Origin of the sequence: Haloarcula sp. CBA1127 (assembly GCF_001485575.1) — an archaeon.
Classification (GTDB): domain Archaea; phylum Halobacteriota; class Halobacteria; order Halobacteriales; family Haloarculaceae; genus Haloarcula.
Window position 1 is genome coordinate 262,984 of the sequence record NZ_BCNB01000002.1, and the last position, 23,169, is coordinate 286,152.

Annotated in this window: 15 protein-coding genes; 8 read left to right on the forward strand and 7 right to left on the reverse strand. The window is 54.8% G+C overall.

Translation table 11 applies throughout. The features are described from left to right. The first annotated feature begins 536 nt into the window (after positions 1-536). The gene (locus tag AV059_RS02260) at positions 537-1,505 is read left to right on the forward strand and encodes a glycosyltransferase family A protein (protein ID WP_058991935.1); all 969 of its coding nucleotides are present in this window, start codon (positions 537-539) and stop codon (positions 1,503-1,505) included. A 309-nt stretch (positions 1,506-1,814) separates the two neighbouring features. Next, a complete protein-coding gene (locus AV059_RS02265; RefSeq protein WP_058991937.1) occupies positions 1,815-3,023 on the forward strand; it encodes a glycosyltransferase in 1,209 nt (402 codons plus the stop codon). A gap of 16 nt (positions 3,024-3,039) precedes the next feature. Here the strand turns inward: AV059_RS02265 and AV059_RS02270 are convergent, their stop codons facing one another. Beyond that, the gene (locus AV059_RS02270; RefSeq protein ID WP_058991939.1) at positions 3,040-4,257 is read right to left on the reverse strand and encodes a glycosyltransferase family 4 protein; all 1,218 of its coding nucleotides are present in this window, start codon (positions 4,255-4,257) and stop codon (positions 3,040-3,042) included. 267 nt (positions 4,258-4,524) lie between these two features. On the opposite strand from AV059_RS02270, the gene AV059_RS02275 reads away from it, so the two are divergent. The 3 genes from AV059_RS02275 to AV059_RS02285 all read left to right on the forward strand — a co-directional run bounded on the left by AV059_RS02275 (position 4,525) and on the right by AV059_RS02285 (position 10,848). Next, a complete protein-coding gene (locus tag AV059_RS02275) occupies positions 4,525-5,469 on the forward strand; it encodes a hypothetical protein (protein ID WP_228841705.1) in 945 nt (314 codons plus the stop codon). A gap of 445 nt (positions 5,470-5,914) precedes the next feature. Next, on the forward strand, positions 5,915-8,782 hold the full coding sequence (locus AV059_RS02280) for an Ig-like domain-containing protein (protein ID WP_058991943.1): 2,868 nt from the start codon (positions 5,915-5,917) through the stop codon (positions 8,780-8,782). 257 nt (positions 8,783-9,039) lie between these two features. Then, a complete protein-coding gene (locus tag AV059_RS02285; protein WP_058991945.1) occupies positions 9,040-10,848 on the forward strand; it encodes a hypothetical protein in 1,809 nt (602 codons plus the stop codon). A gap of 98 nt (positions 10,849-10,946) precedes the next feature. Here AV059_RS02285 and AV059_RS02290 read toward each other — a convergent pair whose 3' ends face one another. Further along, on the reverse strand, positions 10,947-12,434 hold the full coding sequence (locus tag AV059_RS02290) for a chitin-binding protein (protein WP_228841706.1): 1,488 nt from the start codon (positions 12,432-12,434) through the stop codon (positions 10,947-10,949). 1,234 nt (positions 12,435-13,668) lie between these two features. On the opposite strand from AV059_RS02290, the gene AV059_RS02295 reads away from it, so the two are divergent. Next, a complete protein-coding gene (locus AV059_RS02295) occupies positions 13,669-14,919 on the forward strand; it encodes a glycosyltransferase family 4 protein (protein WP_058991949.1) in 1,251 nt (416 codons plus the stop codon). Continuing rightward, positions 14,912-16,795 carry a heparinase II/III family protein gene (locus AV059_RS02300; RefSeq protein ID WP_058991951.1) on the forward strand — a complete coding sequence of 628 codons (1,884 nt, stop codon included), beginning with the start codon at positions 14,912-14,914 and terminating at the stop codon, positions 16,793-16,795. Before AV059_RS02295 ends, AV059_RS02300 begins: the two co-directional genes overlap by 8 nt. Before the next feature lie 120 nt (positions 16,796-16,915). Here the strand turns inward: AV059_RS02300 and AV059_RS02305 are convergent, their stop codons facing one another. From AV059_RS02305 to AV059_RS02325, 5 genes are read right to left on the reverse strand one after another with little or no spacing between them, the layout of a single operon-like run. Next, entirely contained in the window at positions 16,916-17,350 is a 435-nt protein-coding gene (locus AV059_RS02305; RefSeq protein ID WP_058991953.1) for a PTS fructose transporter subunit IIB, read from the reverse strand. Beyond that, the gene (gene ptsP, locus AV059_RS02310) at positions 17,347-19,032 is read right to left on the reverse strand and encodes a phosphoenolpyruvate--protein phosphotransferase (RefSeq protein WP_058991954.1); all 1,686 of its coding nucleotides are present in this window, start codon (positions 19,030-19,032) and stop codon (positions 17,347-17,349) included. Before ptsP ends, AV059_RS02305 begins: the two co-directional genes overlap by 4 nt. Then, positions 19,025-19,312: an HPr family phosphocarrier protein gene (locus AV059_RS02315; RefSeq protein ID WP_058991956.1), complete on the reverse strand. Its 288-nt coding sequence runs from the start codon at positions 19,310-19,312 to the stop codon at positions 19,025-19,027. Before AV059_RS02315 ends, ptsP begins: the two co-directional genes overlap by 8 nt. Beyond that, positions 19,309-19,785, reverse strand: a complete 477-nt coding sequence (locus AV059_RS02320; protein ID WP_058991958.1) for a PTS sugar transporter subunit IIA — start codon at positions 19,783-19,785, stop codon at positions 19,309-19,311. Before AV059_RS02320 ends, AV059_RS02315 begins: the two co-directional genes overlap by 4 nt. 14 nt (positions 19,786-19,799) lie before the next feature. Next, positions 19,800-20,951: a PTS fructose transporter subunit IIC gene (locus AV059_RS02325; RefSeq protein WP_154020972.1), complete on the reverse strand. Its 1,152-nt coding sequence runs from the start codon at positions 20,949-20,951 to the stop codon at positions 19,800-19,802. Positions 20,952-21,183: 232 nt separating this feature from the next. Here AV059_RS02325 and AV059_RS02330 point away from each other — a divergent pair, with 232 nt between their 5' ends. Beyond that, the gene (locus AV059_RS02330; RefSeq protein ID WP_058991959.1) at positions 21,184-23,142 is read left to right on the forward strand and encodes an archaea-specific SMC-related protein; all 1,959 of its coding nucleotides are present in this window, start codon (positions 21,184-21,186) and stop codon (positions 23,140-23,142) included. The last annotated feature ends 27 nt before the right edge of the window (positions 23,143-23,169 follow it).

Consider the following 23,169-nt stretch of genomic DNA (forward strand, 5'->3'; position numbering starts at 1 on the left):
AAAGGGTAATAAGCCAACCGACAAGCTTGACGACCTGTAGCCGACGCCACCACTGCCCGTCTGCCAGCGGCGGGAACACCTCACTAGTTACGAGTAGGGTCAGAAACAGTCCGACAAGATAAACTCGAAGATCAGTGATGCCAACGACCCAGATAGTGGCTAGCGAGAGCGTTTCCAGAGTCACAAACGATACGAGAAACCACTGGAACCGACTCTGGCTAGGCCCTGACATCGACATGGATGGTATCCACTTGGTCACCGGCATATGGATTACGTACTAAGCCATAGTGAGACCTGACAAATAGTAATTCCCCTGAAAAGCTAGGGTTCTGGTCGATAAGACATCGACTAACGATACGCTGTTTCATTATTTACGCGCTATCTCTTTCGAAACCAACCGAAGACATTGTCTGTATAACATCAATTCAGACCTACCATCTTGGGAGGTTATCACTTCGCCCACAAACCACTCTTGTCTGTCGGTAGCAATGTTGTACTTAACTATACCGGCATAGAAACTACAACTCAAAATTAACATGTCGGGGGAAAGCCGCACGAACGGTGAGAATCCGCTTGTGAGCGTAGTAATACCTACGTATGGGAGAGATGAACACCTGCCAGCCGCGATTAAAAGTGTACTTAAGCAACAGTACGACCGGATCGAACTTCTCGTCGTTGATGACGGATCACCGACACCGGTAGCGACGACATTACCCGAGGATATTTTGAGTGACGGGCGTGTGAAAACTCTCCGGCATGAAGAAAACAGGGGTGCAAATGTGGCCCGAAATACGGGTATTCAGACTTCAAACGGCGATTATGTCGCGTTCCTCGACGACGATGACCGGTGGGACGAGACGAAGCTCAGGAAACAGGTCGATACGTTCACTGAATCACCACCCGAAACAGGAGTCGTTTACACGTGGGTCAAACGTGAGAGTCCGACTGGAACAACGGTTTCAACCCCATCTGCGGCGGGCGAGGTGGTCACAGATCTGCTGACCGGCGCAAATTTCGGACAGTTCTCTTCGGTTCTGGTCGACACTGCGGTGATCTCCGATGCCGGACTACCCGACGAAAGATTTCCCGCGTGGCAGGACCGTGAGTGGTTCTTCCGACTCGCACAGGCTTGCGAGTTCCAACCGGTCCCGGAGACGCTTACGCATCGCCAAACTGGCCGAGAGGATAGCATCACAGCAAAGTTCGAACAGAAGCGAGACGTCGCCTATCCTCTGTTTGTCGAGAAGCACGGCAGCCTCGCAGCGGAGTACGGGAAATACTACAAGCGGACCTTTCTCGCGTCCATGCGACGCTCGCTTGCACGGTCAGCAATCCATGCTGGGCGGTACGACGAGGCCCGTAAGTACTTTTTACTGGCCTTTTTTGCCAACCCACTCTACCGTCCTGTCTACCCCCATCTGCTACCTTCCTTGGGAGGGGAGTGGACCTACGAGGTTGTTGCGACCTTGCGTCGGAAACTGACAGAGACAATACCTGCAAAATGAGGCCGTTCTGTGGTATTCGGCTTTGGAATCCCATTCTTACCTGGTCTCAGTTGACAACATTTCTGTCTGCTCAAGCAAAGTCAATCTGCTTGAAACGATTACGGATATCCGTATGAATGTACCACCTCGACAAACTGGTAGGTACCACGACTAAAATACGGCACCGACTAACTCGAACGGATAGCTTCCGCCCGATAGCAATTTCTACTTAACACAGTCTGTCCTACTTCAATGCCATCGGTCACATTAACTTTGGTACCGAACGAATCCAGTGACTAACAAAGTCTATCTGACGGGTCCAACACGATAATGGACGAGCCGACGCCTTCAGACAGTGCTGGTTCTGCTGTCTCGACAGTAGCCGAACAGAATATTCCAGCTGCGACGGACAGCGACCGACCACTGCTGGCCTTCTTTATTCCGGATCTCTCCGTCGGCGGTGCAGAGCAGGTCGCGATCACAATCGCGAATGGACTAGCCACCCGAGGGTACGACATTGACCTTCTCCTGTCACGGGCGAGCGGTGAACTCCGGGCAGAGTTGTCTGAGCAGGTCTCTATCGTCGAGCTTCCACCATCGACAACGCCAGTGGTGGGGGTGGCCGCACATCTGCCGTTTCTAGCCACATATTTAAATAAACACAAGCCAGCAGCGTTGTTTCCCCATCTTGAACACCCAAGCATTGTCTCGCTCGCCATCAATAAATTCCTTGACATCGAGACTACCGTGATTCCGACGCAACACTCTGCGTTCGGACACGAAGTGGAGGCGACATCGAAAGATCAGATAGTCAGACAAATCGTCCCTCGGCTTTACCCCGCCTCGGATCAAATCATCAGTGTTTCCGAGGGCGTCGCAGACAGCCTCACTGACAGGACTCCAGTCGAACGCTCGGACATCTCAGTACTTTACAATCCTGTGGATGTCGAACAGATTCGTCGGCGGGCCAGCCAAACAGTTGATCACGACTGGGTAGAGAACGATGATCGGGATGTCGTCTTATTTGTTGGGCGACATGCACGTCAAAAGAACCTGGATGGATGGGTCCGTGCGTTCGAGAAGGTAGTCAGTAGGAATGCGAATGCACGTGCAATCATAGCAGGAAAAGGACCGTGCCGAGCGAAAGTTCAGGCGACGGTCGAGCGACTGGGCCTGTCAGACGAGGTGTCGCTTCCTGGATTCGTCGATAACCCGTATCGGTATATGGCAAAGTCAGACGTTTTTCTCCTCTCCTCCCGGTATGAAGGGCTACCGACGGTCCTGATCGAGTGTTTGGCGGTTGGATGTCCGATCGTTTCAACGGACTGTCCGAGCGGTCCAAGGGAAATTCTCTCCGATGGAGAGTACGGGATACTTGTCCCCAGGGATGATGTGGATGGATTGGCTAACGCAGTCCGTGATATGCTTGCTGATCCTCCCGATCCTGACCGGTTGCGGTCCCGCGCCGACGACTTCTCGCCGCGACCTGTGTTTGACGAGTACGAGCGGTTTCTCGGAGAGCACGTCTTCACAACCTAACACTATCTGGTGGACATTAGTCCAAGACTTCAGCCGCTGGGAGCTGGCCGTCAGCGATGACTGATTCGTGGAGGTTCGCAAGTCGCTGACCGTGAGCTTCCCACGTCCATCCCTTCGATACCAACCGTTCCTTGCCGTTTGTTCCCATCCGCTCTCGCTCTTTTGGATTGGTGATGAGACTGTTCAGGGCAGTGGCAAGCGCATCGGAGTCTTTCTTTGGGATCAAGAGGCCTGTCTCCCCGTCCACCACCTGTTCTGGGATACCGGATACAGCTGAGGCGACAACCGCAGTTTCGCTGGCCATCGACTCGTATATCGTGTTCGGTCGACCTTCTGCGTGGCTTGGGAGCATGAAAATATCTGCGGCAGCGAACCACCGCCGGAGACCCAGCGGTGGGACTTCCCAGAGGACCCGATAGTTCTCGTGGTGACTATCTTTGAGTTCAGCGATGAGGTCTGTGCGGAGATCACCGTAATGACCGACGAAAACGAAGGCTACGTCGTCGTTATGAATTTCATCTAGGGCTTCACAAATCTCGTTAATCCCTTTTCGTTCCGTGTACCCACCACAGAACATGATCAGTGTGGTATCTCCATCAATTCCCAGTTCTCGCCGAATCGCCGCCTCGTTGTCCGTCGGATACCGCGCTGGATTCGCCCCGTTCGGGAGCACAGTAGCTTTCGGCGTTTCGGTGATATTGTTGGCGATTCGTGCGAGCGACTCACTCACACAAAAGATGCCGTCCGCGTAATTGAGGGTCTCTCTGATTTTTCTCCGACTGGTCTGTGAGAGGTTATAGAAGTTGTTTAAAATTTTCCCACGTCCCATGACTGTCAGCGGGACATCGTTGCGCCTACAATACGGCACTAACCCGTAGCCATCATAGTGGATGTGGCCAGCATGGCAAATATCCGGTATCTCAAAGTTTGTTGAGATGTACTCCGGGAGCATTTTCGAAAACGACCGTGACGACAACGTGTATTTAAATATTTTCTGCGGTAATAAGTAGAGAAATCTAGGGTAATGGACCTCGTGAGAACTGTAATCATGTCGGCTCGGTATGTCGCCGAACTCGGAGTAGGGACCTATTGGAGGCGCTCTCGGACGAGGAGTAACGACATCTAGACTAGTGTCTGTCATACTGAGCGCCCTGATGGATCGGAAATTGAACAGCCCCATGTAGGGATTAAAGGGGTCTGGATGGTTCATCGCGCTCACGACCGCATCGTACATGAATACTAACTAGAAGTAGGTCTCATTAAGTATGCATTCGGTACTGGTTGTCCTGTTTGTGTCATCCTCGTTGAAATCCTACTATATTAGGTAAAATTCACATAAGTACGCTTGTATAATATCCATATTGAACCGCGTAGCTACATTTGCGTCGGTCCATTCGCGATACTACGGGTAGAATATTTATAACTATACCATCCACTGCAAAAAGTCTGTACTGTGCAGACTAATATACACGAGTGGCTACGTACCCTTACAGGAGGCCAAGTGGATGGGGGTGAGGAGGGACTCCGATATTTTTTAGGTGGAGCTTATAATGGTCTATATTTCTCACTGACCACTCAGTACCCTCTCGGCACGAACATTTATGAGAAAGAGTGGGATTTACTGATCGTACTAGACGCCTGTCGTGTAGACGCGTTGCGGGAAGTCGCATCCGAGTTTGAGTTTATCGAGAGGGTTGATAGCGTGTGGTCCACAGGAAGTTCTTCTCATGAGTGGTTGTGTAAAACCTTCACCCAGGAACACGCAGACGAGATCTCCGACACAGTATATATTTCTACGAATCCACATACCCAGCCGACATTTAAAGACGGGAAACGGCCACCGCGAAAGTACGTTGTGCCGGTTACTTGGGCGGATTGGAACGTAGTGGACGAAAGCCAGTTCAAACTCCTGAAACAGCTTTCTCGCCACCACAGGTACGAGGACTACTTCGATACAATCCCGCCAAATATCGTGACCGACCAAGCGATTCTTGCGGGCCGAAAGCTCGACTTCGAGCGGATGATTCTTCACTACTATCAACCACACCGTCCGCATGTGGCATCCGCATACAGGAAACAGCGGGAGATCACTGATGCTGAGGATCACCCATGGGAAGCCATCGAACGTGGGGAAATATCCAAGCAAGAGGCCTGGGAGAATTATCTGGATAACCTTCGATTAGTCCTTGGCTCAGTCCGTCGCCTTCTCAGTAACATAGATGCGGAGCGGGTCGCCATCACTGCTGACCACGGTGAGTTATTTGGAGAGATGAAACAGTACGGACATCCAGAGGGGATACCACACCCCCATCTCAAAAAGGTCCCATGGGCTGTTACATCTGCCACAGATCAAAAAACCAGCAATCCGTGCGCGAGCGTTGCAGAGCAGGAAGAACCATCGAAGTCTGATGTCGAGGATCGTCTAAAGCATCTTGGATATGTATAATAGCTATACTTGCTGATTGTTGAGGGCTGAATTATCCGTTCCAGGCGACTTTCGGCCGTTAGGTCAGTAGTGGGGGAATATGAACTGGTAAGTATGCAGTTCACAAGATTTTGTATCGAACAATCAAATATCTATATAAAGTAACAATTTATAATATTATAGTCGGCTCGAATTCGGTACAGCATGTTAAGAGCGAACTACTTTGAGAATGAAGTCGTTACTGGAGCAAGAAATCAGTGTGAAACGAGCAAAGTAAATTCGGGCAGATACGGCTATTTCAGCCCGAGAAAATCAATTAAGGGTCTATTTACCGGACGTAGAAAGGTAACAGCGGAAACGGTCGTGAGGAATTCACTTAGAAAGATAGCAACCACTACCGCCGAGGCATGGACGGCCTCTGACAACAGGGCAGACAAGTCTGAGGAGACTAACCGGGAGGTTTCCAATGGCTAGACCGGCCTACGTGCCCGATAGTGCCGAAGACATCACGAATCACGGTGTTGTTCAAGATCACAATCCGGATGATCCAGACCTCTCAGCTGCACAAGAAGTTTTAAACGCGCTTCATCGTGCTATGGACGCTGCTGGGCCGAACGGATCGATATTTGTTCCGGAAGGGACCTACTACTTCGGTAGTGAGGACGTCTACTCCCTCATAGAACTAGGTGGAAGTCAGCCACGTGGCATCTCAGTTTACGGCGAAGGGCCTGCTAAGTCCACACTTGCAGTGACTGAACACATGGACCCTGCGGTTATCTCGAACCAGACGGCGTTTATCTACGATGGGGATGCAGACCATGGGGATGTCGAGATTCGTGGGCTTACGCTGGACGTAAACGCTCCCAATCTGGGCGATCTCAACCAGCACAGCGGCGGAGCAGATGGGTTCTCGCTTGCTGGTGATCCACTGTCGTTCTCGTTGTACAATGTTCGGATTACGGATACCTATACACGGGGTATTAGATGCAGGCAGTACCTCTCATCCGCGAGATACTGTACCCTCAACCGGATCGGAATCGAATATCACAAAGACAGCGGATCAAATACACATCCGTTTGACTCGCTACAGACGCCGAAAGGTAGCACCACTGTCATCGAAAACTGTAAAATAAAGAACTGTCCAGGCAGTGCAATAAACATTCGATACGGTGACGGAACCTACCGAATCCGGAACGTGTACGCCGCTGGGACAGGTAGTCAGTTCCTCAAACTCTCCGCCGGAGAGAGGGTTGAACTGCGACGCATCAACCACACAGCATACACAGCGGAACTGGAATCACTGCTCCCGGACGAGCCGAACGACGGATTCCTCGGTCGACACTTCATTCAGAGCCTGGGGGACCGTGGGGACACCAGCGTGACGTTGGATATGGAACAAGTGTCAACGAAGAATCACACTTCGTATGCATTCCAAGTCCGTGATTCGGTGGGTGGCCCATCTGATATCACGTGGATCGGCGATAGAATCGCATTCACCGGTTCGAACAGGTACACTGATGATGAGGTCATCCGCGACCGACAGGGGGCAGCGTTCAAGAACGTTGATGTTGGTGAGATATCGGTTCACGACACCGATGCGCAGGTGTTTGAAACCGAGGACTCGTACGGCTCTATCGCCACGCTCTCAACGGGTAACGTCGGTAGCGTCGGAAGCATGGGAGACATCAATGTAGGCAGTCACCTCTCCGGAGGGAGCGCGCTGAATGTGGATGTCCCGAGCGAGGACGAGGTCGGAGCGAAGAGCCAGAGTAGTACAGAGGAGGAAACGACTACTACTGAGACCGTAGACGACTCACAGAATGGCCTTCCAGACTGGACAGCCCGGTGGGGCGGTGACCCCTCGGATTGGTCAGTCGTCTCGAATGATTCAACAACGGGCGACGCATATGTCGAGTTCAGTGCCGGTTCAGTTAATTCGCATGCAATGTCCTGGGACGATGTCGGCAAAAATACCGATATCGAGGTACTTGGACTGGTCCGTGTCGGATCGGAAGACAGCGATGGCGACGGCTGGGGCCGTTTGATCGGACGGGGAGGCACCGACGCCAGCGGAAATATGGTCGGTTATTCGGCCTGGTTTGTTCGAAGCAATGGGAGCATCAAACTCCGCGTTGAGAAGGACTTCAATGGGTCACAAACCACAATTGGCGAAACTGTGGCCAATTCAAACCCCCTTGATGAATGGAGCTATCTTCGGCTCCGTATCAATGGTTCATCTGTACAAGCCAAAAACTGGAGCTATGGCGCGACGGAGCCTGATTCGTGGGATATAGACGTAACTGACGGGGACGTCACCGATCCGGGATGGACTGGGATCGGCTCTTGGTCGAGTGACACTCAGATGTTTGATTTCTTCAGTGTCGGTACCAGCGGTGAACCAGCTAGGCTTGACGACGCCAGGCCGGAAATCGCGTGGCAACAGCCCCTTTCTGAAGAAACAGTAGACGGAACAGTCACCTTGAAAATCAGCGTAACTGATGCCGAAGACGCTGCTGGCACGCCCACCGTAGAGTATCGCGTCGACGGTGATACGTGGTCGACTGCGTCGTTCAACTCGGATACGGGATACTATGAGGACAGCTGGGACACCTCAGGGCTATCAGACGGAAACCACACGCTTGATGCCACGGTGACCGACTCAGCCGGGAACTCGGATTCGAGCAGCATTACCGTTGCCACTGACAACAGTGGTACCAGCCCTGATGTCAACGGTCTATCGGTTTCACAGGTCGAGACAGACACTACAGATGCGGGCTTTGCGATTGACTGGGAGGTCAGCGATTCGGACGGGGATCTCTCGATCGTCGATCTGGGCCTGTACGATGAAACCAACAACGAGCAAGAAGATACGAAGAGTGTTGATGTCTCGGGTGGCTCGGCTACAGGAACAACGGAGCTCATAGCGAGTGGAGACGGCGGAACTGGAAACGAGTACACCGTTGTGCTGACCGCGACAGACAATAGTGGAAACGGCACGTCTGCTACCGCGTCATCGTCCGCATCTGGAGACGGCTTGAAACCACAGATCGGACGATTCAGTGTCTCCGAATCTCAAAAGGGTGACGGCAAAGCTAATATCACTGTCGTGTGGGACGTGCATAGTAGTGATAGCGAACTCCGGTCCGTTGACATCGATGTGGCTGGTTCAGATGCCGTGGTAGAGAGCGTCCAGTGGGAAGTCAACGGAAATACGGCTTCGGATATAGATATGTTCAATATCGATCAGGTCACCGAGACCAACTACAGTATTCAACTCACAGTGGTCAATAGTAGCGGGAAGTCTGTCTCTGCAACCAAAGCGGTAAGCGTCTAATAGCGGGACACACGATCTTTCCTCTCGCATTTCCGACATAGTCTGTGTGGGCTGTAGGATCTGTTTGTACTTTTCTCGGAAGAACAATTAAAACGCTACAGTACAGGATAGCGCTCCAGAACAGGTTAGGAGCGTACTAACAATCATATGGACTAGTCTATGGGCGTACAATACAAATGGTGCATACGCTCTCGACGAATACTATACCGGTCGATACAGATATCAATTCACTGGGCAATACCCGTGGGTAGCAATTCATGAGTGAAAACTCTGAACAGACCGTTTTCACTCACTCGCGAGCTACGGGAGCCATTGCAGTTGTAGGCGTCCTGCTACTTTCGATATCAACGGCTATTGCGGTAATTTCCCCTCCAGCCACCGAGTACGAGATATCGCTCTACGAATCATATCCGACTTCATTCTGGGGTTGTATCATTGGGTCTCTGTTTTCCGGGTCACTGTTGATATTTGGAAGCATCGGGAATTCGAACGAACGGTCGTGGGTCTTCGGTACTTCGCTTATGTTGGCTACCGACGCGTTACTGCTATTGATGCCCCTCATACGGGGATATGTGATGTACGGTGATGCCGACCCGCTGACGCACCTTGGATACGTACAGGACATCGTCAGCACAGGCACTACTGGGGCTAACATCTACCCTCTCGCACACCTGCTTGTGTTTGCTACTGCCGACGCTACTGGACTGGAGGCTATGACATTAGCGATGCTGACGCCGGTGATTTTTTCGGCGGTATATTTTGGCGGAATGGTTTACCTCTTGTTTCAGGTAGCCGATTCCCGAACGGGTTTCCTTCTGGGTCTCCCCTTCGTCTTGCTACCAATACTTGGATACAGCCATTTGCTGTTTCGTCCATTCGACTTTAGCATCCTGTTGATCCCGGTTGTTTTGTATCTCTTTTTCAAGAGCCAGCGGCATCCTACTCCTGCAATTAGGGCGGTTCTGGTACTCACACTCCTGAGTATTCTCCTCTATCACCCGCTAACCGCTGTGTTCGTTACAGCAATTTTTATGCTGTACTATATTGTACAGTACATTCCAAGAATACAGACGGTATATCAGAGCCCGACGAGCGCCTTTGGGATTTCGCTGGCGGTTATCATGAGTTGGTACTCGAATTTCCCCGGCGTTATACTGCGCTTCGATACCATCTATCGTGTCCTCTTTGGGTCGGACAGCAGCGATGCACCCGTTCAGGCGTACGCCCAAACTGCACAGGAGGCCACACCATCCCTGATCGATATTGTTCAGTTCGTTACCTTCAGGTTTGGGACCGAAATGGTACTGTTTGGCCTTGGCGGAGGCCTGTTCGGAGTCGCTCTCCTGTTCGGTCTTAAAAAGCGATACGTGCTGGACACGCGGACCACTATGATGGGGGCAGTTGTAGGCGTGTTCGGCACTGTTGGGATTTTATTCCTTCTCTTTGACCTGATCGTCACCCAAGAGCGTCCCTGGCAGGTGGCCAAAATTGGCGCGGTGCTTTTGCTTGGACCTCTGTTCCACATAATTCGGATCCGTCTCGGGCAACCCACCCGGTCGTTACTTGCCCGCAGCACAAAGCCAGCGATCACTCTTACAGTATTGGTACTCATCGTACTGTCCACGCTCACACTGTTTCCATCACCGCTGTCAGGAATGACTAACGACCAGGTCACAGCGATGGAAGTCGAGGGCAGCGAGTGGCTCACCGAACACGAGACCGGAAATAGGGAGCTATATCATTTCGATATAGAGTACCGACGGTTCCATCACGCAGAACACGGTGTGAGCGAAGGGTTACCATTTTGGGAAGTGTTTCTCCCCCCTCATTTCAATTACACAACCAGTCAGTACTTCGGTCAGAACTACGGTAGCGATAAGTACGTAATAATCAACAGAAAAGGCCGAATCTTCTATCAGGAGACGTACCCGGATTATCCGCAGAGGTGGAAATACACGTCACAGGATTTCCAGCGTTTTAATCGGGACAGAACAGTTGATCGATCCTACGATAACGGTGATATCAGGATCTATCTGGCTAACGGAACCAAAATGGAGGGGACGTAGCAAAAGTACTACAGGACCGATATCCTGTCCGGGTATACCGACATTGGATTTTCTCATTCAATTTAATTCCTCCTTCAATCCCCTGAACAGGAGTTGGATCACCTCTTCCGGCTATCCAGGTTTCCGGCTACGTCTTCACCAGAGGTGAGTGGGCTCACTCCTACCTCTTCTATGCTGGGAACCGCTGGACTGAAGCGCTCTTGGCCTTGGTTGTTTGCGTTGATGGTAACGTCACCTGCGTTCCCAATTCCATCTGTGCTGGAGTGGTTGAATGTATTTATTGTGCCTTGAGAGCTGGTGAACATGAATGCCTTAGCTTTCGAATTGTGTATAGATAGCCGACCAATGTCGATGTTGGAGAACTTCCCAGCACCATGGTCGCGAATGACTGCCTCGTCCCGAGCACGGTTGGTATTATAAATCGCAATCATGTCTCCCTTCCATATCACGTTCATCGGGCCATCTCCGATGGCGTCCTGTGCTTGGAACGCGTAATCAGACATGTCTCTAGAGAGAACGTTGTCCATGATGACGGTGGTCGGAGTGGTTCCTCGGTTCCCGAGGTTATTAATGAAAAATCGGCCGTGGAAATCGGGCCCGATATCCCGCTTATCGACCTTCTGCTCTAGAGAGGGGGTGTTCGCTCTGTGGTAGATATTCTTCAGTTCTACGACCTTGCCCGCGGACATTTTACACAGCCCAGACCCCGTACCACTGACATAACAGTTATGAATTTTGGTAACTCCATCGCCAAACCTAATATTGATCGCGTTTCCAGCACAGTCGATGAAACAGCTGTTCTTGACAGTAAACTCGTCGCCTGCCTGCGGTCGGACAGAGATATGGTGAGAGTTCGATTTTCCGCTGGTCGCGTTGTGGCGCCCGATCCCGTTATCCTGAAACGTACAGTTTGTGACAGATCTGAGGACAGCACGGCCACGAACCCCCGCTAAATGCCACCCCCGAATCCATGCACGCTTGAGATGGAAATTGCCGTTTTCCGACATCTGGAGGCCCCAAGAACCTCCGTTGTTCTCCGCAAGTCCGCTGACGTTTTCGTAGTTCCCGTCCAGTTTGATATCTGCGATCTCGACGGTCCCGTGATCGTATCCGTCGTACCAGATAAAGCCGCTCTGGTTTGAACGGTTTTCAGCAGAAGCATGTCTGGTAATTGCCAATGCTGATTTGTTCGCCCCCTCTCCGATGATTGAAATACCAGCAGGCACAGTTCCACCGAACTCCACGTATGGGCTATAGCCTGAATCGTCACGGCCGAAATAGTACTCTCCTTCAGGAACAAATATTGTTCCTCCATGGCCGGCAGCCCTTGCAGCCTTGAGAATGGCGTTGAGATTTCGCCTCGCTGCTGCCGCACTGGGATCGCTCGGATTCGGCTCTGAACCGTAGTCACTAATATTTTCGGCGTTCTGGACGACCTCGGGCTCGTCAGTCGGTCGCGTGGGCGTTGCAGTCTGCTGAACCGACGCCTTACCAGACTTTTCAGTCCCGTTTCCGTCTGGAGGTTCACCAGCACCCCTATGGAAACCCGGTAGCCAGGTGTAGAGTATGCCTGTGATGATAGTCACGATACTTCCAACGAAAGCGATAAGTCTGCGACGACTGACCTCCCCAGAGCCACTTGTCATGACAGAGATACGAGAGTGGTAATACCTAATATATTGAGTTGATTGGAGTGGTACCAACGATGGAGGTACGTGATCATTGCTCTCGTCTCAAGGTAATATGCTCAGGACATTAGTATGGGCTTCTTACAGACAAACCCGAATAAAGTCCCCAGCCCTATTTTTTGCATTCCCTTCGTCGGGAGCCAAACCCAACTCGTTTCAAAATTCAAATCAGCTTTAACTACATGTGTCACGGTTGAGCGAGTTGCCGAGATGTACTGAAGCCGGAATACTTCCATTTGGTATAACGGAAATGAGATCGGTCAGCTATATTAATACCAAACGAAAACCATTCCTGAAATGTTTTTATGATTTCTCCTCCTAACTGTGGCCCATGCACCGGGACTCACTGATCAGTTCAGAACAAGACTTTGCATCGCTCTGAGGCAACTGATTAAACGGAGGTATATCAGCTCTCTTATACGTACTCACTAAAATCCGTCATGTGAGTGTTGCTCTCTTGACCGAACGAGGTACTTGCACCTAAACTCCCCACTCCGATGGCTGCAGTTATCGCTGCTAACCCGAACTGGAAGAAAGACCTCCTATTAAGATGGGCCTTACCCCTTTCATTTGCTATTAGAGTGGTTGAGAATCCCGGAATCTTGTTGTCGTCATTGGTTGGTTTGTGCTTATCGGACATACACATATGGGTGAAGTAGGTATATGCTAATTAGCCGTTCTCACACTGTATGAACGTACTACATGTATCTTTACTGTATATATATTTAGGATGGTTACCAATTAGATCTTCACAACATACCAACTCAATCCGTAAACCTGTCAGGTGGAATACGGTATTCATCTTATATCTATAGTAGAGTATGATTACCGGGTGGGTCGGGGCGGGTTGATATGGTTTAGGGAATGGGATCTGCTATGTGCAGGTTGGGTGACCGGTTTACTCGAAACAAAGCAATGTCCCAGACCGAGCTAGAGCGACTTCAAGAGAACACATAACGGATTCAGATTTGAGGCGTCTCAGGAGTATCAGACGTATACTAATATTCCCGTCAAGGATACCGTGCAACGATTCGATGTCGATGAGCAGCGATAGACCAACGGACACGGTACCATCGTCGAGATGGAGAGAAGCATCTAAGATTGGGACAGCCGCCGTACATAATCCGCTCCGATGACGACTGACTGTGTCATCGTCTCTCAGCGGTATCCCCCGGAAAAGGGAGGCAATGCCTCCAGAATCCACGACACAGCTGTCAATCTTGGCGAAGACCTCGACGTGACAGTTCTGGCGCCGTCCCTCTGCTACCCACCGGGAAACTTCGAACGGACTTGGAAGCGTAAGCAGACAGAACACGAGAAGGGAGTGGTCGTCCACCGACTGTGGACGTGGCAGCCACAGAGTGAGAATCCCTCTCTGCTCCGCCGGCTCCCTTACTACCTCATATTCGCAGTCCATGCGGCACTCTGGTTAGTCATGAATTTCCGGCAGTACGACGTTGTCATGACATCTACGCCACCAATCACCACTGGCTTTCCCGGACTCGTGGCTGCTGCCATCGGGAACCCCTGGGTGATCGATGTCCGCGATCTGTGGATTGAGAACTCGATCGCCCTTGGATACATTACAGCAGACAGCCCACTGGTAAAAGCCGGGCGCACATTCCAGCGTCTTGCGTTACGCTCCGCTGATCGCATCACGGTAACAACTGAGACGCTCGGAGACGCAGTTGCTGACACGTACGGCAGCGATCTCCGGGATCGGATCCGAGTCATCCCAAACGGTGTTGACACCGGCCGGTTTTCCTCGGTTTCCACCACTGAAGAAGACAACTCGCGAATCGTATACACCGGGAATATCGGTAGTGCACAGGCACTCGAACCGTGTATCCGGGCGATGCAACACGTCTCAAGCGACGATGCTGTGCTCCAGTTAGTTGGCGACGGGGATGAAGTATCTCGGCTTAAAGGTGTAGTGGAGAGACTCGAACTCACAGACTGCGTGGAGTTTGTTGGATTGGTGGATCGTAAACGAATCCCGGAGATCCTTGACACCGCAACTGTCGGATTAGCCCCGATAAAAGACAGTCCAGAGCTGGACTACGCGATACCCACGAAGCTCTACGAGTACATGGCGTGCTCGCTACCCGTCGTCGTCACTGGGAGAGGAGAAATCAAGCGGTTCGCGACGGATACAGACGCAGGTATCCACACAGAACCCGATCCCGAGAGTATTGCGGCAGCGATTGACAGCCTCCTCGAAAATCCCGATCAGCGGGTGGCGATGGGTCGAGACGGACACCGAATCGTTTCCAAAGAGTACGACCGGAAAGCCATCGCGGGCCGACTGGGCGAGGTGTTCCGGACGTTGACAACGGGCGAACAGCAAGAATTGTCCACAGCCCCAAGTACTGACCATGACTGAGTCCCTGCGGACGCTTCCGAAAACGGTCCAGTTGTACGGGCACACGCTCACACAGTTGGAACCTGCTCAGGTACTCGGAATGGCTGAACGAACGACTCGGAATTCCGTCCTCACGCGACTCCCGCTCGACTTCGACGGGCGATACGACGCGGCGATTCCCCAAACTCTCTCGGTGGCGATCAGTCCAGTCGAAACAGACCTCGACCTGCTTCGGGATGAACTTTCAGAGTCGACCGTCCGGACGTTCCAGCAACGGAGTCGCCAAGCGGCCGACGGCAACCTGACGTTCCTCAACAGGACAATACAGTTTCGGTCGCCAGACCAGCCTAACTGGTTCGACGACCGGTTTGACGACTATCCGCTTCTCTGGCCGCTGAAACTATACGCGTTCGAACCTCTCCGATGGGCGACGCTGGGATTCAAAGACCCGCAGGTTGCTCCCGACAGGGTTGTCGAGGTGTTCGACCAGTGGATGCGGGACTGGGCCGATAGTATCGGAATCGGTCAGCCGGGCTACCTTCGAAATGCGTGGACACCGTGGGCAGTATCACTCCGTATTCAAACACTCGTGCGATACCTCGCGTGGCGAACTGGGGGCACCCAGGAAGGCGTTTCAGAGAGACTTACTGAGGCACTTGCTCGAGAGATATATCGGAATTCGCTCTTCCTCACAAACCACGTCGAGGGTGATGTCGGCGGTAATCACCTCGTCGAAAACGGGCTCGCACTGCTCATGGCCGGACTCACCTTCCCAGAGAATGATAGCTCTTGGGTTTCGAAAGGACTGTCCATTCTCGGCCGTACAGGGGCTAAGCAGTTCCTATCTGATGGCGGACATTACGAGCGGTCGCCGATGTATCATACAATCGTTACAACACGCTACGTGACAGCGTGCTCCGTACTGGCAGCCAGTAATCGCACGGTCCCCAACTGGTTGACAGCGATGACAAGGCAGGCCGTAGCGTATCTGCGGTACCTCTGTCCCCCAGACAAGCGGATCCCGCTGTGTAACGACGCCGTGTTCGGTCAGGCACTCCCACTTGCCGACTGTCTGGGGTACGCTGCTGCCGCCGGATTCGAGTCAAATGACCGTCCAGCACCAGCACAGAGTCCGGCGAGTGGGGAATCAGGGTACTACTGGCTCGATACGGACCATGGACGTCTATTAGTGGATGGCGGCCCCGTCGGACCCCCGCATTTACCCGGTCACTCACACAACGATATGCTGAGTGTCTTGCTCTGGGTCGACGGACACCGAGTGCTTACTGATACCGGTGTGTATGATTATGCCAGCGACGAACGACGACAGTACGTCAGAAGTGTTGCTGGACACAATACGGTGCAGGTCGGCGATACGGAGCCGATAGAGATCGGTGGAAAGTATCTGATGGGGGCGCGAACGGAACCGACGGTACGCCACGAGAAGACAGAACCGGCGGTTTTCGACGGATGCTACGAGACAGCATCTGATGCATCAGCGTCGTATCGGCACAACAGGACAATCGTTGCGGCGGACGACTGGTGGCTTGTTCGGGATATACTTGGCGGACCCGACACTGAGACAGAGCCGAGCGTCTCCCGCCTCCATTTCCATCCGGACATTGCCGTCACAGTCGATGAGTCTGGACCGATACGGGTGTCTCACCGGGCAGCCACTGACGATGATCCGTCCTTACTGAGTGTCTACCCGCTGGGTACTAGCGACGTTCGCACCACTACAACCCAATACTTCCCCGAGTTTGGCGTCACCCAGGATCGACAGACAGTGGAACTACGGTCCGGTCCCGAATCGGGGACAACAGCTCTGGGGTATCTCCTCGCCCCGGGTGCCAGCGGTGGCGATATATCTGGCTCCTCGGGCGACGGTGCGGAATAACCACCAGCGAGCTACAACCGCTAGCTCCCTCCGATACTGTCGGTTTCGTGGCTAAGGGACCCGTCCACTCCGCAGTGAGCGGGGGAGAAGCCACTTACCTCGGCACGATCTAATTCCGAATCAACTAAGCAAACGCTTCAGCCGAGCTACGAGGCTCTTCGAACGGTCACCGCCACGGCGGCGCTGCTGATCAGACTCAGTATCTGCGGATTTGGACCCCTCTCCCTCGCTTCCAGTGGCCGATGCGTCGCCGTCGGCGGCCGCAATCGCGTCAGAGATCATTCCTTCAGCGTCGTTGACGGCGTCCTTGACGGTTCCGTCGATCAGCGGGACGCTACTGAATCGGTCCTGACTGACCGACGTGTCGGAGGCGATGATGGCGGCATCGGCGGCTTCAATGTCCCCGTCAGAGAGTTCGTTCTCCGCGCCCATTGCTCCCTGAACTTCTACCTTGATATCGTGGCCCTGTTCTTCTGCCGTCTGTTCGAGGTTCTCAGCTGCCATCTGACTGTGTGCGATACCAGTCGGACAGGAGGTGACTGCGACGAGTTTCATGTATCTATTGTGGTATTGACTTCGCTTCGCGTTGCGGCGAGTCGGGCGCGGTCCCCGCGCTCGCTCGCGGTACTGTACTCGGTTTCGCTGATGGCCGTCTTGACTTCAGGAATCGTCACGGCGCTCATGCTGAGTTCGTCGAGACCGAGACCGACAAGCAGTTCCGTCAAATCGGGGTCGCCGGCCATCTCGCCGCACATCCCCACCCAGGCGTCTTCGGCGTGGGCTGCGGTAACTGTCCGATGGATCGCGCGCAGGACCCCCGGATGCGTCGGGTCGTGTAGGTCATCGACGCGCTCGTTCTCCCGGTCGGCGGCCATTACGTACTGCGTGAGGTCGTTTGTCCCGATAGAGAGGAAATCCACCCGCGTGGCGAGTTCGTCGGCCATGAAGGCGGCGCTCGGCGTTTCTATCATAACGCCGACTTCGGGATCAACGGCGTCAGCGTTGCAGCCTTCAACCTCGGCCGCAGCTGCGTCCAGCGTGTCTAGTGCAGCCTCGAGTTCCTCGACAGTGGCGACCAGCGGGAACATGATGGAGAGGTCTCCGGCTCCGTCCGCCCCAGCACGCAGGAGTGCACGGAGCTGCGTGGCGAACAGGTCCGAATCCGGGTCGAGCGAGCGTCGGATTCCCCGCTCACCGAGGAACGGGTTCTCTTCTTCCGGCAGGTCCAGGTACGGGATGCGCTTGTCGCCCCCGATATCCAGCGTCCGGACGACGACGCGTCCGTCCGGAAACGTATCGAGTGCCTCTCGGACGGCCTCGTACTGTTCGTCCTCCGACGGCGGCGTTTCCCGGTCGAGAAAGAGGAACTCGGTCCGGTAGAGGCCAACGCCGTCAGCACCCCGTTCTGCTGCGGGTTCCAGTTCCGCCGGCTGGCCGACGTTCGCCGCCACTTCGACGTGTCGTCCATCAGTTGTTTTGACTGACTCATCGACGACAGCGGCTCCCGAGTCGCTTGCTGCGGCCGCTCGTTCGGTGTCATCAGGACTGACCAGCAGGGTCCCGTTGTCGCCGTCGACCACGACCTCTGTTTCGCCCTCAACAGATTCGAGCGCGTCGCCGATTCCAACGACGGCTGGCAAGGCCAGCGAACGGGCGAAAATCGCCGCGTGGGACGTCCGGCCGCCGGTTACCGTGGCGAACCCGGCGACGCGTTCTGGGTCGAGTTGTGCCGTGTCACTGGGAGTCAACCGCTCGGCGAGGACGACACTGCCCGCCGGTAAGTCACCGAGGTCGACCCGCTCCCCGTCCGTCAGCAGACGGAGGAGTCGGTCACGGACGTCGCGAAGGTCGTCCGCTCGCTCGGCCATCCGCCCGTCCATCCCCTCGAACTGTTCGATGTGTTCGCTGAACGCGGCATCGACGGCGTTCGGTGCGGGAATCCCATCGGCAATCATCGTCTCGACTGCGTCCTCGATTGTCGGGTCTTCGAGGAACTGGATGTGCGCATCGAACACCGCGGCCTCGTCTTCGCCGACACGTTCGGCGGTCGCCTCGCGCTCAGATTCCAGTTCAGCGCGGGCGGTGTCGACCGCGTCGGCGAACCGCTGGACCGCCGTCTCGGGATCGACTTCCACGCCGTCCGGGTCCGGGAGCGAGATGTCGCGACCGTACCAGACAACTGTCCCGACGCCGGAGCGAGGCGTTGCACCGGTCCCGTGGAGCGTGCGTTCAGCCATCGTCAGTGTCCAGTTCCGCCTCTGGTGTTGTCAGTATCCGCTCCAGTTCGTCGAGCACTGCCTCCGCATCCGGCCCGTCGGCGACCAGTTTGATGTCGTCGCCCTGTCCGACGCCGAGGCTGGTGACGGCGATCATACTCGCCGCCTGGACGAGGTCACTATCCGGGCGACCGGCCGAGACTTCAGCCTCGTGGTCGTTCACAGCTTGGACGAACGCCGACGCCGGTCGAGCGTGTAGGCCCGCCTCCGGAACAATCGTGACAGTACGCTCGACCGTCATGCGATGGCCTCCCGGAGCGCGTCCTGAACGGTCGCCTCGTCCTCTGCTTCGTGGAGTCGGTCCCGAACGTCGTCGTGCATCAGAGCCCGCGAGAGGGAACTGAGGATGTTGAGGTGCTCTTCGCCGCCGGCTTCCGGCACGAGAATCATGAAGATGAGCGTCGCGGGCTCGCCGTCCATCGAGCCGAAGTCGACGCCTTCCTCGGAGCGGACAAACGCCAGCGACGGGCGCCTCACGGCGTCAGTCTTCGCGTGCGGGATGCCGATACCCATGCCGACGCCCGTCGTGGTCTCCGATTCGCGTTCCAGCAGCGCGTCGAGTGCGCGTTCGCGGTCCTCAACCCTGCCACCGTCAACTAATAGGTCGAGCAGGGACTCGATACACGCTTCCTTCTCAGCTGGTGGCTCGGACAGCGAGATGTGGTTGGCCGGAATCAGTTCTTCAATATCGTCCGCTGCGATTGCGTCTGTCATTGTAATCACCGTCGTTAGTCGTCCGTCGGTTGCGTGCTGCTCGTCTCTGCCCCGGCGTCGACGCGGTCCTCGAAGTCCGGCTTGATAACCGTCGCAACAACAGCCGTCACGAGTGAACCCAGCAGGATGCTGCCCAAGAATGCGAGTGGCTGGTTCGACAGCAGGACCACGAAGATACCGCCGTGGGGCGCAGGCATCGTGACGCCGAGGGCCATCGATGTCGCACCGCCCACAGCGCTACCGGCCACGATAGCCGGGATGACGCGGAGCGGGTCCGCGGCCGCGTACGGAATCGCACCCTCGGTGATGAACGACAGGCCGAGTACGATACCGCTTTTCCCGTTCTCGTACATCTCCGCCGCGTACTTGTGTGGCGCAATGAAGTTCGAGAGCGCGAGGCCGATCGGCGGAATCATCCCGCCGATCATCACCGCGGCCATCGGCGCGTAGATCTCCTCCGTGATGAGCCCGGTCGCGAACACGTAGGCGACCTTGTTGACTGGGCCACCCATGTCGAAGGCCATCATCCCGCCGAGGATGAGGCCGACGACGATAGCCTGACCGCCCTGCATCGACTGCAGGAACGAGGTTAGGCCCTCATTAGCGAGTGCGACGGGGACGCCCAGCACGAACAGCATGATGGGTGTCAGAACTGCCATCGTTGCGGCAGGGATTAGCAACACTGGCATCATCGGCTGGATGAACTCGGGGACGTCGAGGTTCTTGAAGAAGCGCGCGACGTACCCAGCCAGCAGCCCAGCGACGATTGCGCCGAGGTAGCCGGCACCGGCCTCGCCACCGGAGATGCCGATTACCGTCGCCGCTTCGGCGACGACGTTCCCTTGCTGGAGAATGTATGCCAGCAGGAATCCCGGAGCGAGTCCCGGGCGGTCCGCGATGGCGTACGCGATGTAGCCCCCGAGGATGGGAACCATAATTGTCAGCCCAGCAACGCCGATCTGTGCGAGGAACCAGCCTGCCGAGCCGGTGTTCTCGAACACTGTCTGTGTGTCCCCTATCGCGTACGCGACGGCGAGGAAGATACCCCCGATAGTTACGAAGGGAATCATGAACGATACGCCCGTCATCAGGTCCTCCTTGACGGAGGTTACGTGAGCGCGAAGCGCACTCTCGGCCCGGTCTTGATCTGTCATGGTCAACGACATCGACAGCTACGCCCATTGTGTGATATAAAGGTACACGTTTGAGCGTGTTATTTACCGAAATTGTTTGCTATCTGGATTTAGGCGATTGTTTCTGCATGGAACTAGGTCCGCAAATCCGATGGAATAACAGACATATGCTTGTTAGCCGCGGGCAACTACTGGGGTATAAATCCGAATGGGCGGTGCCACGCGCGCCATAGTGCTTATATCCGTCACTCGCACACACCGAAATATGGGTTCACTCTCGGTATCCGGGGAGGTGGCAACCGTCACCGTCGAGAAGATCGGGGGGATCGACGAGACGACAGTCGAGGTTCCACCAGGGGTGACAGTGCTTCGAGGCCGGAATGCGACCAATCGGACGTCGTTTCTTCAGTCGGTGATGGCCGCCCATGGGAGCGAGTGGGCGAGCGTGAAAGGTGACTCAGACCAGGGGCGCGTCGAACTCTCACTGGGAGAGGAGACGTACTCTCGGACACTGACCAGAACCGATGACGGTGTTGTCGGGTCGGGCCTCGGACTGCTTACTGACCCAACAGTTGCGGACCTGTTCGCGTTCCTGCTCGAAGACAACGAGGCCAGGCGAGCTGTCGAACGGGGTGAGGACCTCCAGGAGATCATTATGCGGCCCGTCGACGTGGCGTCTATTCACCGACAGATACGTGCGGCCGAACAGCGCAAGGAAGAGATCGACGAGGAACTCGATCGTATCGCGTCGCTCAAGCGTGATCTTCCAGATCTCGAACGGCAACAGGCAGCTCTGCGCGACGAGATCGCTGAGACCAGAGACGAACTCCAGCACGTGGAGGAACGAATCGACGAGCGGGACGTAGATTTCCAGACGACCCAGGAAAACAGGGACGAACTCGAAACGGCCCTCGATGAACTCCAGGCGACTCGATCCGAACTGAAACGCGTGCGAAACGATATCCAGTCAGAACAGGAGAGTATCTCGGCACTGCGCGACGAGCGGGGTAGCCTCGCGGTCGAACGGTCCGGACTTCCGGAATCGCCGGACGAACGACTCGAAACGCTCGAATCGGACATCGAGCGGCTCCGAGAGCGAAAGCGGGAGCTCTCAGAATACACCACGCGACTACAGAACGTCATCGGGTTCAACGAGGAACTGCTGGCTGGCGAACACCGGGAGATAACCGATGCTATCGACGCAAAGCCCGAGAGCGTGGGAGACATCACGGACCAGCTCTATCAGGGGTCCAAGACGACCTGCTGGACCTGTGGCTCGCGAGTGAAGCCGGACCGTATCGAGTCGACGCTCCAGAGCATGCGCGACCACCTTCAAGAAACAGTCACAGAGATTGACGATATCGAAGACGAACTCGACGAACTGACCGACCAACGTGACAAAATTGCGGAGACACGCACGCGAGCGCAGGACCTCACCACAACGATTGAGGAGGTCGACGCCGAAATCGAGCGTCGGCAGACGACTGTTGTCGACCTCCGAGAGCGACGCAACAACCTCTCCGCTCGCGTCGAGGAACTTGAGGAGCGGGTCACGTCGATCCGGACGGAAGAGTTCGACGAGGTGCTCGAACTCCATACGAAAGCGAACGAACTTGAGTTGGAACTGGACCGACTCGAATCGGAACGAGACGAGGTGAGCGAAGAGATTGCCGATATCGAGTCAGAGATCCGCCGAAACGACGAACTGGCTGCCCAACGGGAAGAGGTGGTGGACGAGCTGATCGACCTCCGGTCACGTATCGACCGCCTCGAAGCTGAGGCGACCGACCAGTTCAACGAGAAGATGGACGACCTGCTCGACATTCTGAGCTATGGTAACATCGAACGAATCTGGCTCGAACGGACCGAGACACCCGATGACCCGGTCCATAACAGCGACGACAGTGTCACGGGATCGACGTTCACGCTCCACGTCGTCAGAAGTACCGACGGTGGAACTGTCTACGAAGACACGGTTGCCCATCTGAGTGAGAGCGAGCGAGAAGTGACCGGACTCGTGTTCGCACTCGCCGGATACCTCGTCCACGATGTGTACGAGGATGTTCCGTTCATGCTGCTCGACTCGCTCGAAGCAATCGACTCGGAGCGTATCGCTTCACTCGTTGAGTATTTCGCGGAGTCCCCCTCCTATCTCGTTGTCGCGTTGCTCCCTGAGGATGCGCAGGCGCTTCCGGAGAAGTACAACCGGATTACCGATATCTGACCCGGTTGTGGCTACCAAAGAGCGGAC